This is a genomic window from Pseudomonas hormoni, from assembly GCF_018502625.1.
GTDB classification, from domain to species: Bacteria; Pseudomonadota; Gammaproteobacteria; order Pseudomonadales; family Pseudomonadaceae; genus Aquipseudomonas; species Aquipseudomonas hormoni.
This window is the reverse complement of the sequence record NZ_CP075566.1, coordinates 5,465,054-5,478,313: the sequence shown is the minus strand read 5'-3', so window position 1 is coordinate 5,478,313 and position 13,260 is coordinate 5,465,054. Positions and strand designations below refer to the sequence as shown.

General features: G+C 60.6%; 14 protein-coding genes. 8 read left to right on the top strand and 6 right to left on the bottom strand.

Going from position 1 to position 13,260, the window contains the following annotated elements; translation table 11 throughout:
* The first annotated feature begins 8 nt into the window (after nt 1-8).
* From KJF94_RS25515 to KJF94_RS25500, 4 genes are all read left to right on the top strand, one after another.
* A complete protein-coding gene (locus KJF94_RS25515) occupies nt 9-1,163 on the top strand; it encodes a uroporphyrinogen-III C-methyltransferase (RefSeq protein WP_214379746.1) in 1,155 nt (384 codons plus the stop codon).
* The gene (locus KJF94_RS25510) at nt 1,160-2,398 is read left to right on the top strand and encodes a heme biosynthesis protein HemY (protein ID WP_214379744.1); all 1,239 of its coding nucleotides are present in this window, start codon (nt 1,160-1,162) and stop codon (nt 2,396-2,398) included. The genes KJF94_RS25515 and KJF94_RS25510 overlap by 4 nt, the downstream gene beginning before the upstream one ends.
* A gap of 298 nt (nt 2,399-2,696) precedes the next feature.
* Entirely contained in the window at nt 2,697-3,248 is a 552-nt protein-coding gene (locus tag KJF94_RS25505; protein WP_214379742.1) for a disulfide bond formation protein B, read from the top strand.
* A 178-nt stretch (nt 3,249-3,426) separates the two neighbouring features.
* Nucleotides 3,427-3,885, top strand: a complete 459-nt coding sequence (locus tag KJF94_RS25500; protein ID WP_007899333.1) for an Rsd/AlgQ family anti-sigma factor — start codon at nt 3,427-3,429, stop codon at nt 3,883-3,885.
* Nucleotides 3,886-3,950: 65 nt separating this feature from the next.
* Here KJF94_RS25500 and KJF94_RS25495 read toward each other — a convergent pair whose 3' ends face one another.
* Nucleotides 3,951-4,616, bottom strand: a complete 666-nt coding sequence (locus KJF94_RS25495) for an FKBP-type peptidyl-prolyl cis-trans isomerase (RefSeq protein WP_214379740.1) — start codon at nt 4,614-4,616, stop codon at nt 3,951-3,953.
* A 192-nt stretch (nt 4,617-4,808) separates the two neighbouring features.
* On the opposite strand from KJF94_RS25495, the gene KJF94_RS25490 reads away from it, so the two are divergent.
* The gene (locus KJF94_RS25490) at nt 4,809-5,939 is read left to right on the top strand and encodes an AlgP family protein (protein ID WP_214379738.1); all 1,131 of its coding nucleotides are present in this window, start codon (nt 4,809-4,811) and stop codon (nt 5,937-5,939) included.
* Here the strand turns inward: KJF94_RS25490 and KJF94_RS25485 are convergent.
* The gene (locus tag KJF94_RS25485; RefSeq protein ID WP_214379736.1) at nt 5,936-6,400 is read right to left on the bottom strand and encodes a TIGR02444 family protein; all 465 of its coding nucleotides are present in this window, start codon (nt 6,398-6,400) and stop codon (nt 5,936-5,938) included. The genes KJF94_RS25490 and KJF94_RS25485 overlap by 4 nt on opposite strands.
* 50 nt (nt 6,401-6,450) lie before the next feature.
* On the opposite strand from KJF94_RS25485, the gene KJF94_RS25480 reads away from it, so the two are divergent.
* The 3 genes from KJF94_RS25480 (at nt 6,451) to rhtB (ending at nt 9,670) form a co-directional block, all read left to right on the top strand.
* Nucleotides 6,451-8,361: an ATP-binding cassette domain-containing protein gene (locus tag KJF94_RS25480; RefSeq protein ID WP_214379734.1), complete on the top strand. Its 1,911-nt coding sequence runs from the start codon at nt 6,451-6,453 to the stop codon at nt 8,359-8,361.
* Nucleotides 8,361-8,942 carry a mechanosensitive ion channel family protein gene (locus KJF94_RS25475; RefSeq protein WP_214379732.1) on the top strand — a complete coding sequence of 194 codons (582 nt, stop codon included), beginning with the start codon at nt 8,361-8,363 and terminating at the stop codon, nt 8,940-8,942. The genes KJF94_RS25480 and KJF94_RS25475 overlap by 1 nt, the downstream gene beginning before the upstream one ends.
* A 95-nt stretch (nt 8,943-9,037) precedes the next feature.
* Nucleotides 9,038-9,670, top strand: coding sequence for a homoserine/homoserine lactone efflux protein (gene rhtB / locus KJF94_RS25470; protein ID WP_214379730.1), 633 nt, complete (start codon nt 9,038-9,040; stop codon nt 9,668-9,670).
* A gap of 171 nt (nt 9,671-9,841) precedes the next feature.
* On the opposite strand, the gene KJF94_RS25465 is transcribed toward rhtB, so the two are convergent.
* From KJF94_RS25465 to KJF94_RS25450, 4 genes are read right to left on the bottom strand one after another with little or no spacing between them, the layout of a single operon-like run.
* Nucleotides 9,842-10,585, bottom strand: a complete 744-nt coding sequence (locus tag KJF94_RS25465) for a penicillin-binding protein activator LpoB (protein WP_214379728.1) — start codon at nt 10,583-10,585, stop codon at nt 9,842-9,844.
* 3 nt (nt 10,586-10,588) lie between these two features.
* Entirely contained in the window at nt 10,589-11,176 is a 588-nt protein-coding gene (gene lpoB / locus KJF94_RS25460) for a penicillin-binding protein activator LpoB (RefSeq protein ID WP_214379726.1), read from the bottom strand.
* A gap of 33 nt (nt 11,177-11,209) precedes the next feature.
* Nucleotides 11,210-11,581 carry a YcfL family putative periplasmic lipoprotein gene (locus KJF94_RS25455; RefSeq protein WP_214379724.1) on the bottom strand — a complete coding sequence of 124 codons (372 nt, stop codon included), beginning with the start codon at nt 11,579-11,581 and terminating at the stop codon, nt 11,210-11,212.
* 15 nt (nt 11,582-11,596) lie between these two features.
* Nucleotides 11,597-12,994: a COG3014 family protein gene (locus KJF94_RS25450; protein ID WP_214379722.1), complete on the bottom strand. Its 1,398-nt coding sequence runs from the start codon at nt 12,992-12,994 to the stop codon at nt 11,597-11,599.
* Between the last annotated feature and the right edge of the window lie 266 nt (nt 12,995-13,260).

The following is a 13,260-nucleotide window of genomic DNA, read 5'->3' as shown; positions in this document are numbered from 1 at the left end:
ATGGATACGTGAACGAAACAGCCTTGCCTAAAGATGACGTGAAGCCAGTGCTTGATGCGCCGGTTGAAACTCCGGTTGAAACTGCGCCACCTGCTGTCGAGCAGCGCCGAGGCAACGGGCTGGCGATAGTCGCGTTGCTGTTGGGCGCCGCCGGTGTAGCGGTGGGCGGTTGGGGCGTCTGGCAGGTGCGTCACCTGCAAGCCAATACGCAGCAGCAGTTGAGCCAGGTGCAGGCGTTGAACGATCAGGCGCAAAGTCTGAAGCTGAACGAACAGCGCTTGAGTGCGCGGCTTGAGCAAATGCCTGCAGCCGAAGAACTGGACGCTCGCAGCCGTCTGGTGATTCAACTGCAAGGCGATCAGCAGCGTTTGAATCAACGTCTGGAAACTGTCCTCGGCGCAAGCCGCAAGGACTGGCGTCTGGCCGAGGCCGAGCACTTGTTGCGTCTGGCCAGCCTGCGGCTTTCGGCGTTGCAGGACATCAGCAGCGCTCAGGCCCTGGTGCAGGGCGCCGACGAAATTCTTCGTGAGCAGAACGACCCGGGCTCCTTTGCCGCACGCGAACAAGTGGCGAAAACCCTGGTCGCCTTGCGTAGCACGGAACAGCCGGATCGCACCGGCCTTTTCCTGCGACTGGGTGCGCTGCGCGATCAGGTGATCAACCTCACCGAGCTGGCACCCGAGTACAAGGACCGTGGCGAATCCCTGCTGGGCCTGACCGCCGATGGTGACGGCGCCAGTCGTTGGGCGCAGTGGTGGGATCAGATCTCGCGTTACATCCGCATCGATTTCAACGCCGATAAAAATGTGCGTCCACTGCTGGCAGGGCAGAGCCTGAGCCAGGTGCGTCTGGCCCTGAGCCTGGCGCTGGAGCAGGCGCAGTGGGCGGCACTCAATGGTCAGGCCGCGGTTTACACCCAGGCGCTGGCCGAGGCGCGGGACGTGCTCAAAGGCAACTTCAACCCGGACAACCCGCAGAGCAAAGTGATGCTCGAGCAGGTTGGCGAACTGAGCAAGCAGCCGGTCACTGTCGTCACGCCGGATCTGACCGGCACGCTGAGCGCGGTTCAGGGTTATCTCGAGCGACGTAATGTCAACGCCGAGGACTCGATCAAACCCATGGCCAAACCTGCCACGGACACTGCGCAGGAGGCGACGCCATGAAGCGTCTCTATGTGATCGTGTTTCTGGTCATCGCCGCTGCCGCCGCTTTAGGGTTGGCGATTGCCGAGCATTCCGGCTACGTGCTGATCGCTTACAGGAGCTTCCGTTTCGAGTCGAGCCTGTGGGCGACCCTGGCCCTGGTGGCGGTGTTGTGGCTGGTGTTCTGGGGCATCAAGGCGTTGGTCGAATTGGTCACGACCTCCAGTGGAGTGGTCAATCCCTGGTCGCGGCGCAATCGCAGTCGTCGGGTGCAAGTGGCGATCGAACACGGTCAGCTGGACCTGGCCGAAGGTCGCTGGGCCAGTGCACAGCGTCATTTGCATCGCGCCGCCGAAGCCGAGCGCCAGCCATTGCTTTACTACCTCGGCGCTGCTCGCGCCGCGAACGAGCAAGGCCTCTACGAGGAAAGCGACAACTTGCTGGAGCGTGCGCTGGAGCGCCAGCCCCAGGCCGAGTTGGCGATTGCCTTGAGCCACGCCCAACTGCAGACCGATCGCGGTGACACCGACGGCGCCCTGGTGACCTTGCAGGCCATGCATGAGCGTCACCCTCATAACGTCCAGACCTTGCGCCAGTTGCAGCGTTTGCATCAGCAGCGAGGTGACTGGTCGGCCGTTATCCACCTGCTGCCGGAGCTGCGCAAGGACAAGGTCCTGCCACCGGCCGAGCTGGCCGAACTGGAGCGCCGGGCCTGGGGGGAAAACCTGTCCCTGGCAGCGCGCCAAGAAGAAGACGGAACCGTCGGATTGCAATCGCTCAACCGCGCCTGGCAGCAACTCACCTCGGCGCAGCGCCAGGAACCGCAACTGGTGTTGGCGTATGCCGAGCAGCTTCGGCAAATCGGCGCCCAGGTCGAGGCCGAAGAGGTGCTGCGAACGGCGCTCAAGCGCAACTACGACAGCCATCTGGCGCGCCTTTACGGACTGGTTCGCGGCAGTGATCCGGCCCGTCAGCTGCAGACCGCCGAGGGCTGGCTGAAGAACCATCCGGCCGACCCGAGCCTGTTGCTGACCCTGGGTCGCCTGTGTTTGCAAAACAGTCTGTGGGGCAAGGCCCGGGACTATCTGGAAAGCAGCCTGCGCGTGCAGCGTAACCCGGAAGCCTGCGCGGAGCTGGCACGATTGCTGGCGCAACTGGGCGACACCGAGCGCAGTAACCAGCTGTTCCAGGAAGGTCTTGGTTTACTGGACGAACGCTTGTTGGCGGCGCCGTTGCCGGTGCCTGCAACCGTCTAAAAGTTAACGGCTGGTGAAACCTGTGGCGAGGGAGCTTGCTCCCGCCGGGTTGCGAAGCAACCCCTTGATTTACGATTGCTGCGCAATCGAACGGGAGCAAGCTCCCTCGCCACAAAGACGTTAATTCTTACAGTCCTGGTCTGTTGGTGACAAATTCCTACAGAGGACTACATCCGATCCTCTCGACCCTGTCGGGAATTCCCTACACTTCTGTTGAAGTGTCCCTGCTGACCTGTCTTGTAAGGCTGGCGCGCTTTCCTCTACCGTAACCACTTGTCTCTACTGGTACGGAAAAGCCATGTCGTTGGCCTGCTCACGCTCCTTGTTTTTCATGGTTTTCGTTGCCGGCGCCCTGGCCTTGGGCGTTTCCTATTACCTGGAATATGCGGTCGGCCTCCAGCCGTGCGGCATGTGCCTGCTGCAGCGGATGTGTCTGGCGTTGCTCACGGGTGTCTGCCTGATGGCTTCGGTGCATGGGCCCGGCCGTTTTGGTTCTTCCCTGTACTGGCTGCTGGGTTTGCTGTGCAGTCTGGCGGGAACCGTGACAGCGTGGCGCCAGGTGTTGTTGCAAGGTGATCCGCTGCAACAGCTATCCCCTTGTTCGCCCGATCTGGCCGACCTGTTCGCGAGCAACCCCTGGGTTAACGTTGTGCAGCAGATGTTCAACGGCACGGCGGACTGTGCACGGATTTCATGGACGCTGTTCGATCTGAGCCTGCCGGAATGGAGCCTGTTGTTCTTTGTCGCGATGACAATTCTCAGTGTTCAGCAGCTGCTGCGCGTTGTCTGGATCGCCTGTCGGCGACCGCTCAGCGGCGAGTCGTCGCACCCCGCGCTGGCGGGCGATTAAACACTTGTATGAACTTTATCTCCTGCGTACCTTGAAGCCACAGTCGCGCGGGCATAATCTGGCCCGCACGTGTCATTGGAATTATGTTGCTCGAATGACGCTCTGCCTGGCCGATTCTTGACCTTCAAGTGTGCGACAGGTGTAGGGCAGCATGACCCACAAGGGAAGAGAGATCACCATGCTCGAAAGTTGTCAGAATGCTCAGGAACGCTGGGGTGGAGTGCATCTGCTGATCGATCGCTGGTTGCAGGAGCGTCACGAACTGGTTCGGGCCTATGATGCTCTCGGCGCCAAGCCTGAGGCTCTGGGCGAGAACCGCAAGCCATTGCAGGAATTCTGCGGCGTGCTGGTCGATTACGTGTCTGCCGGGCACTTCGAGATCTACGAACAGCTGACGGGCGAAGCCAAGGCGTTTGGCGACACTCGCGGCCTCGAGTTGGCCGAGACGATCTACCCGCGTATCGACGTCATCACCGAGAAGCTGCTTGCGTTCAATGACCTGTGCGATGCAGGCAAGTGCGTGGCAGAGAAATTCAAGGAACTGGGTGGCCTGTTGCACGAACGCTTCGAACTGGAAGACTGCCTGATCGAAGTGCTGCACACCGCTCACAAGGAAGAGGATTCGGTTCAAGCCTGAACCCCTTCCGGCAACACCCTCAAAAAAACGGTGCGCTTATGCGCGCCGTTTTTCGTTTGCGCTGTTCAGCCGGTGGCCCCGCGCAATTCGACTTCGAATACCAGTGGCGTGAACGGCTCGATCAAGTCGCCGGCACCATCGGCGCCATAGGCCTGCGCCGATGGAATCACCAGCCGCCACTTCGCACCGACCGGCATGTTTTGCAGGGCGCTGCGCCATCCGCTGATCACACTGTCGAGACTGAACCACTGCGGCTGGCTGTTCTGATCGAACACGGTGCCGTCGGGAAGGCGACCGATGTACAGGACCTGGACCTTGCCATTAGGACCGGCTTTCGCACCGGTGCCAGGCACCAGCTCTGTGAGCAATACACCGTCGGCCAGTTCACGAACACCGGGCTTGGCTTTTTCCCCCGCGAGAAAACGTTTCTCTTTTTCGAGGGCGACTTCGCTCTGCGGTGCGCTCTGTTGCAAGGCAACCTGCGCTTCATGCTCGGCCAGAATCTGTTCGATCTGTTCATCTTTAAGGGCCAGGGGCTTGCCTCGATAGGCTTGCTGCAAACCTTCGACCAGTGCCTGAAGTTGCAGATCGGGAACCTCCTGACGCAGGCGCTCACCGAGGCTTGCGCCCAGGCTGTACGCGAGATCGTGAGCTTCATTTTCCGTGGTTTTTTCGGCGGCCTGGGCCAGGGAAAAAAACACGCACAGCGATAAAAAAAGGTAGCGCGACATCGGCACTCTCCGACCTGAGATGCGGCAGATTATGCCAGTCTGAATGCGTGCGACAGTGAACTTGTTTTACGCAAGCCCGGAAGATTTTCGATCCGTTGCAACGCGGCGCTTTCGATACTGTCAACATGCCCTAGCGGCGGTAGCAGCAGAGGTCTAGTATGAGCCGCACCCACGTCAGCCAGGAGGTAAACCATGTCGGCCACCAAGAAGCCTGTAAATACCCCGTTGCACTTACTCCAACAACTCTCGGGCAGCCTGCTCGAGCATTTGGAAACCGCTTGTTCACAAGCCTTGGCTGATGCTGAAAAACTGCTCGCCAAACTGGAAAAACAGCGCGGAAAAGCGCAGGAGAAATTGCACAAATCCCGCACCAAATTGCAGGACGCTGCGGCGGCCGGCAAGGCCAAGGCACAAGCCAAGGCGAAGGACGGAGTGAAGCAACTCGAAGACGTGCTCGATGCCCTCAAGGATCGTCAGTCCGACACCCGTGCCTACATTCTGCAACTCAAGCGCGATGCTCAAGAAAGCCTGAAACTGGCCCAGGGCGTCGGTCGTGTACAAGAGGCTGTCGGCAAGGCGTTGTCCCTGCGTTCGGCCAAGCCTGCTGCGGCCCCTGCCAGGAAAGCCGCTGCTAAACCGGCTGCTGCAAAAGCACCGGCCAAGCCAGCTGCCAAGGCTCCGGTGAAAGCCGCCGCCAAGCCAGCAGCAAAACCAGCAGCGAAAAAAACCGTCGCTGCCAGCGCTGCGAAACCGGCTACTAAAACGACGGCTGCCAAGCCTGCCGCCGCCAAGCCAGCCACTGCAAAAACGGCTGCTGCAAAACCAGCCGTGGCGAAAACTGTCGCTGCCAAACCAGCTGCCAAACCAGCTGCAAAAACGGCCGCTAAACCTGCAGCCAAACCAGCTGCCAAAACCGCTGCGGCGAAACCAGCTGCCAAGCCGGCTGCCAAACCTGTTGCGGCTAAAACTGCTGCAAAACCAGCGGTAAAAGCTGCTGCAAAACCAGCCGCTAAACCGGCAGTAAAACCTGCTGCGGCGAAACCTGCCGCTGCTGCCAAGCCGGCCACCGCCAGCGCTGCAAAACCTGTCGCAGCCAAACCTGCTGCCAAGCCGGTCGCGGCCAAGCCTGTTGCAAAACCGGCGGCCAAGCCAGCGGTGAAAAAACCTGTTGCCGCCAAGCCGGCCGCCGCGCCAGTTGCCAAGCCAGCCAACCCGGCTCCGGCAGCAACGTCTGCTTTAGCAGCAGCCACCTCGACAGCCACGCCAGCGCCAACGCCGGCCGCCGCATCGATCGCAGCAACCACCCCAACCAGCGCTTCCTAAGTGCCGGTTACCGCGACGCGCAGCGGATGCAGCGCGTCGCGGTCCAGGTGGGCGGCGCCCGCCGCCACACCCTCCAGCCAGGCCGATAAATCGGTCGCCTCATCCTGCGGCCAACTCTGCGCCGATCGCTCCAGTCGCAACAGCAGATGCCGCTCGGCTTCCAGCTCCAGCGCTTTCACTTGTTCGCGTAACGCATTCAGTTCGGCATCTTCAGTCGCGACGACTTTCCATTGCATGCGCAAGGCGCGTAGCGGTCGAACGACATCCGCGTCCCAAGGTTCGGCCACGTTGTGAAGCTGCTGCAATCGTTGCTCGTTGCAGGCGACTCCTCGCTGCCCGAGCCACAGCCCACACAACACCAGGCACACATTCACCCCCGCCGACTGCAAGGTCAGGCACGCGGCTTCAACGCCGGGACGGGCGTAAGTGCCAAGGGAAAAGCTCCACAGGTCAGAGGACATAGTGCTACTCGCGCCAGTTGCGAGCGAAGCTGGTAGACTCCGCCGCCATTATGATTCGACTTCAGAACCTGACTTTACAGCGTGGCCCGCAACGTCTGCTAGAAGACGCCGAGCTGACCCTGCACGCCGGCCACAAAGCCGGCCTCATCGGTGCCAACGGCGCCGGCAAATCGAGCCTGTTCGCCTTGATTCGGGGCGAGCTGCACCCGGACTCGGGTGACTGCTTCCTGCCGGCCGACTGGCGCATCGCCCACATGCGCCAGGAGATCGAGACGCTCGAACGCCTGGCGGTCGACTACGTGCTCGATGGCGACCTGCGTCTGCGCGAGGTGCAACGTGACCTCGCCGCAGCCGAAGCGGCCCATGACGGTGCCGCTCAGGCCCGCCTGCACTCGGAACTCGACAGCGCTGACGGTTACACCGCCGATGCCCGCGCCCGCAAGCTGCTGGCCGGCCTCGGGTTCACCAACGAACAGATGGATCGCCAGGTAGGAGATTTCTCTGGTGGCTGGCGGATGCGTCTGAACCTGGCGCAGGCATTGATGTGCCCCTCGGACCTGTTGCTGCTCGACGAACCGACCAACCACTTGGACCTCGACGCCATCATCTGGCTCGAAGAGTGGCTCAAAAGCTACCCCGGCACCTTGTTGCTGATTTCCCACGACCGGGATTTCCTCGATGCCGTGGTCGATCATGTGGCCCATGTCGATCAGCGCAAGATCACGCTGTATCGCGGTGGCTACAGCGCATTCGAACGCGCCCGTGCCGAACGTCTGGCCCAGCAACAGCAGGCCTACGAGAAGCAGCAGGCGCAACGTGCGCACATGGAAAGCTACATCGCCCGCTTCAAGGCCCAGGCCACCAAGGCCCGTCAGGCCCAGAGCCGGATCAAGGCGCTGGAGCGGATGGAAGAGTTGTCTGCCGCTCACGTCGATTCGCCGTTCGACTTCGTCTTCCGCGAGTCGACGAAGATTTCCAGCCCGTTGATCGACCTGTCCGACGCCCGTCTGGGCTACGGCGACAAAGCCGTGCTGGAGAAGGTCAAACTGCAACTGACGCCCGGCGCGCGCATCGGTTTGCTGGGCCCCAACGGCGCCGGTAAATCGACCCTGATCAAAAACCTCGCCGGTGAACTTTCGCCGCTGTCCGGTCGGCTGACCCGTGGCGAGAACACCGTCGTCGGTTACTTCGCCCAGCATCAGCTCGATTCCCTGGACTCGAAGGCCAGCCCGTTGCTGCACTTGCAGCGCCTGGCGCCGACCGAGCGCGAGCAGACCCTGCGCGACTTCCTCGGCGGTTTCGACTTCCGCGGCGCGCGCATCGATGAGCCTGTGCTGAATTTCTCCGGCGGTGAGAAGGCTCGCCTGGCCCTGGCGTTGATCGCCTGGGAACGACCGAACCTGCTGCTGCTCGACGAACCGACCAACCACCTCGACCTGGAAATGCGCCTCGCGCTGACCATGGCCCTGCAGGAATTCAGTGGTGCGGTGCTGGTGGTCTCCCACGATCGTCATTTGCTCAAGAGCACCACCGACAATTTCTATCTGGTGGCGGACGGCAAGGTCGAGGAGTTTGACGGCGACCTGGAAGACTACGCCCGTTGGCTGGTCGAGTATCGTCAGCGCAATGCCCCGGTCAGCAACACGCCGGTCAATCCGGACAAGACGGACAAGAAGGCCCAGCGTCAGGCCGCCGCCGCGTTGCGTCAGCAACTGGCGCCGCACAAGCGCGAGGCTGACAAGCTCGAAGCCGAGCTGGGCAAGCTGCACGAGAAACTGGCGAAGATCGACACCAGCCTCGGCGACAGCGACATCTACGAACCGGCGCGCAAGAACGATTTGCGCGATCTGCTGGCCGAACAGGCCAGGCTGAAGGTGCGTGAGGCCGAGCTGGAAGAAGCCTGGATGGAAGCCCTGGAACTGCTCGAAAGCATGCAGGCGGAGCTGGAGGCGCTGTCCTGATGGAGGCGTTCAAGCTGCCGCTGCCGGCCATGTGGGTCGAGCCGATCTGGCTGGTCGTGCAAATCCTGCTGATTCTGCTGGCCGGTTATATCGCTCAGCGCGTCGTCGCTAAATGCCTGACTCGATTGGGCGAGCGCTATCCGTTTCCGCCGCAGTTCTTGATGCCGCTGCGCGGAGGATTGCGCTGGCTGATCATGGGCAGTGCGCTGATTTTCGTGCTGGAACGCCTGGGCGTGTCGGCGACGGTGCTCTGGACTGCGTTGTCAGGTTTTGTTGCAGTGGCTGCGGTGGCGTTTTTCGCCATGTGGAGCGTGCTCTCCAATCTGCTCTGCGCGATCCTGATCTTTACCGTCGGGCCATTCCGTATCGGCGATGTGGTCGAACTGGTAGACACCACTGACAAGCCCGGCGTCAAAGGTCGGGTAGTGGCGATCAATCTGCTCTACACCACGCTGATCGAAGCCGAAGAACTCGGCACCGGCAGCGCCATGGTGCAAGTGCCCAACAGCCTGTTCTTTCAGCGCTCGGTTCGACGCTGGCGCGGCAGCGATGTATTTCCTTCGAGCGGTTTCGAAAAGTAGTCGCGATACGACCAGATCCTACAAAAAATCGGTGGTCATGGATCTAAAGCCGCATTAGCTTAGACATCTGTCACGATTCTGAGTCGAGGTGTGCAATGGAGCTCGAAACATGGCTGGCGTTTTTTGCCGCCTGCTGGTTGATTAGTTTTACTCCCGGTGCGGGTGCTATTGCATCGATGTCCAGCGGTCTGCAATACGGCTTCTGGCGCGGGTACTGGAACGCGCTGGGCCTGCAATTGGGCCTGGCGTTGCAGATCGCGATTGTCGGCGCCGGTGTTGGCGCGATTCTCGCGGCTTCCGCCACGGCGTTCTATGCAATCAAATGGTTCGGTGTTGCTTATCTGGTTTACCTCGGCATCAAGCAATGGCGCGCACTCCCCAGCGACATGAGCGATGATTCGGCCGTTCGCCCGATCGGTAAGCCATTGGTCCTGGTGTTTCGGGGTTTCCTGGTCAACATGAGCAACCCCAAGGCATTGGTATTCATGCTGGCGGTGTTGCCGCAGTTCATCGATCCGCATGCGCCGCTGCTGACTCAGTACCTGATCATCGGCGTGACCATGGTCTGCGTCGATCTGGTCGTCATGGCCGGTTACACCGGGTTGGCGTCGAAGGTGCTGCGTTTGTTGCGTACGCCCAAGCAGCAAAAACGCATGAACCGCACCTTCGCTGGATTGTTCATCGGTGCGGCGGCGTTCATGGCGACGCTGCGCAAAGCGGCGGTGTAAACCGACCAGCCACAAAAAAGGCGACCCTCGGGGTCGCCTTTTTTGTTTGTTGCATCCTCATTGTGGCGAGCGAGCTTGCTCGCGCTGGGCTGCGAAGCGGCCCCAAAAATTTGCGAGCGCTACGCACTCGAGCGGGAGCAAGCTCCCTCGCCACAGAGGGACAACCGGGATTCAGCGCAAAATCACCGGCGCCGTATCCCGTGGCAGGTTGTTGCGCAACGGGGCTTGCCCCGGCTGCTCATTACCGCCGCCGCCAAGCTGTTGGCTCAACTGCGCGGCCACGTCTTCACCCAGCGCCTTGGACACGTCACGAACCACCCGTGGCCGGTTCAGCGAAACCTTGATGTCCCGGCCATTCACCAGTTTGGTGTCCTGACCTTCGCCCATCGCCGTGAACGCCGAGGTGATTTCATAAGTCCGGGTGTTGATCAGGCTGAAGTCCGCCACCAGGGTCAGGCCCAACACGGCCGAATGGCTGTCGGTGTTGGCCAGTTCGGTCACGTCGCGCGTGAAATCAATGTCCGACACGGTGCCGAACAGCACATAGTCGGCACCCTTGAAGTTGCCGGCCTTGATCCGCTTGATCACGTCATAGATGTCGCCCTTGGACGCGGCGGTGTACGGCGTGCCTTGCACCAGCTGAAACATGCCGGTGCGCAGTATCTCGCCCTTGATGTCGCCGGTGAATTTGCGCAGTTCAGCTTGTTCGATGTAGCTGGTGGTGGCTTCGAATTCGTTGTAGCTCGAAGAACCGCTGGCGCTGTAGTAACCCTCGCGATAATTGTTCTTGGCGGAAACGATGTGGATGTATTGCTCCACTCGCTCCTGATACGCCAGGTCCGTCACCGCGACTTTCGGGGCCGCCTGCGCGCTGAACGCGCAAGCCAGGGCCATCATGCCAATCCATGCGCGCATTGATTAACGCTCCGTAGTCTTGCGGATCTCTTTCTCGTCCATCCACTCGGCCAGACCGCTTTCAACGTCGATCAATTGCAGGCTGAATTTGTAGAAGACGTCCTTGTAGTCGCTGCTGCGCTTGACGATCGAGCTGATCGAACCTTCAAGACGGTATTTGGCGGCGATCATGTTACCGGTCTTGGCCACAGTGGCTTTCTTGTACAGGCCGCTCTGGTTTTGCAGCTTGAGCTGGTCGACCTGGCTCTGCATCGCGGTGTTGTCGCTGGCGAAGCGGGCGGTGCCGGACTTCATCAGCTGAGTCTTGATGCTGGTGGTGATTTCGCGGGTGTCGATGTATTCGCTGGTCTTGTTCTTCACGTCGTAGACCTGAACCACCGGACGGCCCTGCAGAATGCCGGACTGTGCCAGGGAGCGGGTCATGGACTCGGCAATCATCTGCAGGTCGGTGGAGCCGAACTCGTTGGTCACGGTTTCCACGGCCTTGGTGTCGCCGTAGCTGATGTTTTTGCTGCCCAGAACAGGCGAAGTATTGGCGCAACCGCTGGCCAGCAGGGCGATAACGGCGATGAACGAAAAACGTGCAAACATGGGAATGCTCTCTAAAACTGAACGAATAGGGTGTTAAGGCGTTTTGATTTCGAGGCGGAAATCCACGGCTTTGGCGGTCGGCGCGATGGCTTGAATGAAACTGGTCTGCTCGCCGTACATCATCTGGCTTTTCCAGGTTTCTTCTTCGGCAATCGGGAAGCCTTCAGGGCCGAGCCAGGCAAAGCGGTAGTAGAAGGTCTTGTTGTTGAAGCTGGTGTTGCTCAGCTGCGCATTGACCGTCATGAAGCCGTTTTCCCGGGCGACGCGCATGGCGCCCACCACAATGTTCTTCAGCTTGCCCATGGCCACGACTTTGCTGGCGGCGCTGCCTGGCTCCGGTGGAGGCGGTGTGGCGCAACCGGCCAGCAAGGCCAGGGCGACGACAGCGATGAGTTTGAAACGCATGTAAAGACTCCGTTCTTAAGGTTGTTTGAGGCTGGCCACGGCCGTCGGGTTGCTGCTCGGGACGACGTGAGCCGCCAGGCCGCTGGCGAACACCTGGCTGCCCACGGCACGCAGGCTGATGACCTGATAGCGTTGATCGACAGTGATCTTGACCACCGAACCACCGACCGCACTTGGCAGCGTGACCTGATGCTCGCCTTTCTTCAGGCGCAGGCGCACCACTTGGGTGTTGTCCGGCAGGGTGCGCCACGTACGGGTATCGGCACCTTCGAGCACGGCTGAAGTGATACCGACCGCCAGGCCTGCAAGCGGGTTGGTATCGTTGATCTGCTTCTGCGCCACGCCACGGGTCACCGCACGTACGGTGGTGCGCAGGATGATGCCCGGCATGTCGTCACGCAGCGCGCGGCGGGACATGGCGGTGATGCTGTTGAGTTGCGTCAGGTTGACCTGCTGACCGTCCACGCCGATCTGGGCGAGCGTGGCGGTGGAGGTATCAGGCTTGATGACCGGGAACGACAGCGGGGTGATCACCACATTGCCGCTGATCGGCAGAGGCAGGGGGATGCGGATCGAATCCCGGGCCGGTGCCAGGCCGCTTTGCACGACGATCAGAATGTCGCTGTCTTCGTCCTTGGCACTTTTCTTGTCCAGGTCCTTCAGCGCCTGTTCCAGCAGCGGGGTGTTCGGGCGCAGTTCGGCCGCTTTGCGATAACCCGGTGCAGCCAGGTCTTTTTCACCCAGGGCTTCGTAGACGAAACCGGCCAGGTAATGGCTGAACGCACTCTGGTAGCTGTTTTTCAGGCCGACCACTTCCGGCGCATCGAGGCTGGCGACCGGGTAACCCTGCAGGTCTTTGTATTCGGTCTTGACGCCTTCTTTCTCGGCTTCCTCTTCGCTCTTGAGGTATTCCTTGTCGCGCAGGTCGGCGATCACCGCTTCACGTTCGTGGGTTTTCTTGATCGCGGTGCGCGCGCCGTCGAAGTCGTTCACGGCCAGCAGGTTCAGGGCCATTTGCGTGGTCAGCATGACTTTTTCGTAGTCGTAGCCTTCGTAGCGACGGACCTTGTCGTTCACCAGGAAGCTGCCGAACTGAGCGAGGTACTTGCCGGTATCCAGCTTGACCGCGTCCTCCCATTTGCCGACCACCGCATCGGCGCTGCTCCAGGCGTTCTGGCTGCCGGACAGGTCGCCCTTGGCGCGCAGCAGTTCACCCTTCTCGAAGTAATACAGCAGGTCCTTGTCTTCGCCGGTGTTGTTCTTTTCCAGCAGGGTCAGCGCAGCGTCGACATTGCCGGAAGCCAGCTGCTGGTTGGTTTGGGCGAGTTCCGAGTCGTAGTTGCGGAATGCCGAACAGCCGGAGAGCAGAGTGACAGCGCTGAGCGCGATCAAGGTTAGGGCGCGGGAGGCCATAGTACTTCTTCCCTGAATGTATGCAGCCGCGCTTGCTGGTCGGGCTGTTGAGACCTATCGGCGCAGACGGGCGTCCTGCCAATTCCTCATGAACAGAGGAGCTTGAGTGCCATGTCGATCAATTGGAGGCGGAGCATTATAAACAGGGATGGTGGCTACGTAATGGCTTTTTAATCGCGTTTTTACAGAAAGTGCCATCATTGAGTGAGCGCGTAAATCGAGGCGTCACGCCGCGTTTCACATAACAAAGCTTGAGCGAAACTCAT

What these genes read in the sequence shown, in the direction of transcription:
- KJF94_RS25475 (WP_214379732.1), top strand. Translation starts at nt 8,361, where the DNA reads ATGGAGGCGTTCAAGCTGCCGCTGCCGGCCATGTGGGTCGAGCCGATC.
- KJF94_RS25450 (WP_214379722.1), bottom strand. Translation starts at nt 12,994, where the DNA reads ATGGCCTCCCGCGCCCTAACCTTGATCGCGCTCAGCGCTGTCACTCTG.
- KJF94_RS25495 (WP_214379740.1), bottom strand. Translation starts at nt 4,616, where the DNA reads ATGTCGCGCTACCTTTTTTTATCGCTGTGCGTGTTTTTTTCCCTGGCC.
- KJF94_RS25455 (WP_214379724.1), bottom strand. Translation starts at nt 11,581, where the DNA reads ATGCGTTTCAAACTCATCGCTGTCGTCGCCCTGGCCTTGCTGGCCGGT.
- KJF94_RS25505 (WP_214379742.1), top strand. Translation starts at nt 2,697, where the DNA reads ATGTCGTTGGCCTGCTCACGCTCCTTGTTTTTCATGGTTTTCGTTGCC.
- KJF94_RS25500 (WP_007899333.1), top strand. Translation starts at nt 3,427, where the DNA reads ATGCTCGAAAGTTGTCAGAATGCTCAGGAACGCTGGGGTGGAGTGCAT.
- KJF94_RS25480 (WP_214379734.1), top strand. Translation starts at nt 6,451, where the DNA reads ATGATTCGACTTCAGAACCTGACTTTACAGCGTGGCCCGCAACGTCTG.
- KJF94_RS25490 (WP_214379738.1), top strand. Translation starts at nt 4,809, where the DNA reads ATGTCGGCCACCAAGAAGCCTGTAAATACCCCGTTGCACTTACTCCAA.
- lpoB (WP_214379726.1), bottom strand. Translation starts at nt 11,176, where the DNA reads ATGTTTGCACGTTTTTCGTTCATCGCCGTTATCGCCCTGCTGGCCAGC.
- KJF94_RS25465 (WP_214379728.1), bottom strand. Translation starts at nt 10,585, where the DNA reads ATGCGCGCATGGATTGGCATGATGGCCCTGGCTTGCGCGTTCAGCGCG.
- KJF94_RS25485 (WP_214379736.1), bottom strand. Translation starts at nt 6,400, where the DNA reads ATGTCCTCTGACCTGTGGAGCTTTTCCCTTGGCACTTACGCCCGTCCC.
- KJF94_RS25510 (WP_214379744.1), top strand. Translation starts at nt 1,160, where the DNA reads ATGAAGCGTCTCTATGTGATCGTGTTTCTGGTCATCGCCGCTGCCGCC.
- rhtB (WP_214379730.1), top strand. Translation starts at nt 9,038, where the DNA reads ATGGAGCTCGAAACATGGCTGGCGTTTTTTGCCGCCTGCTGGTTGATT.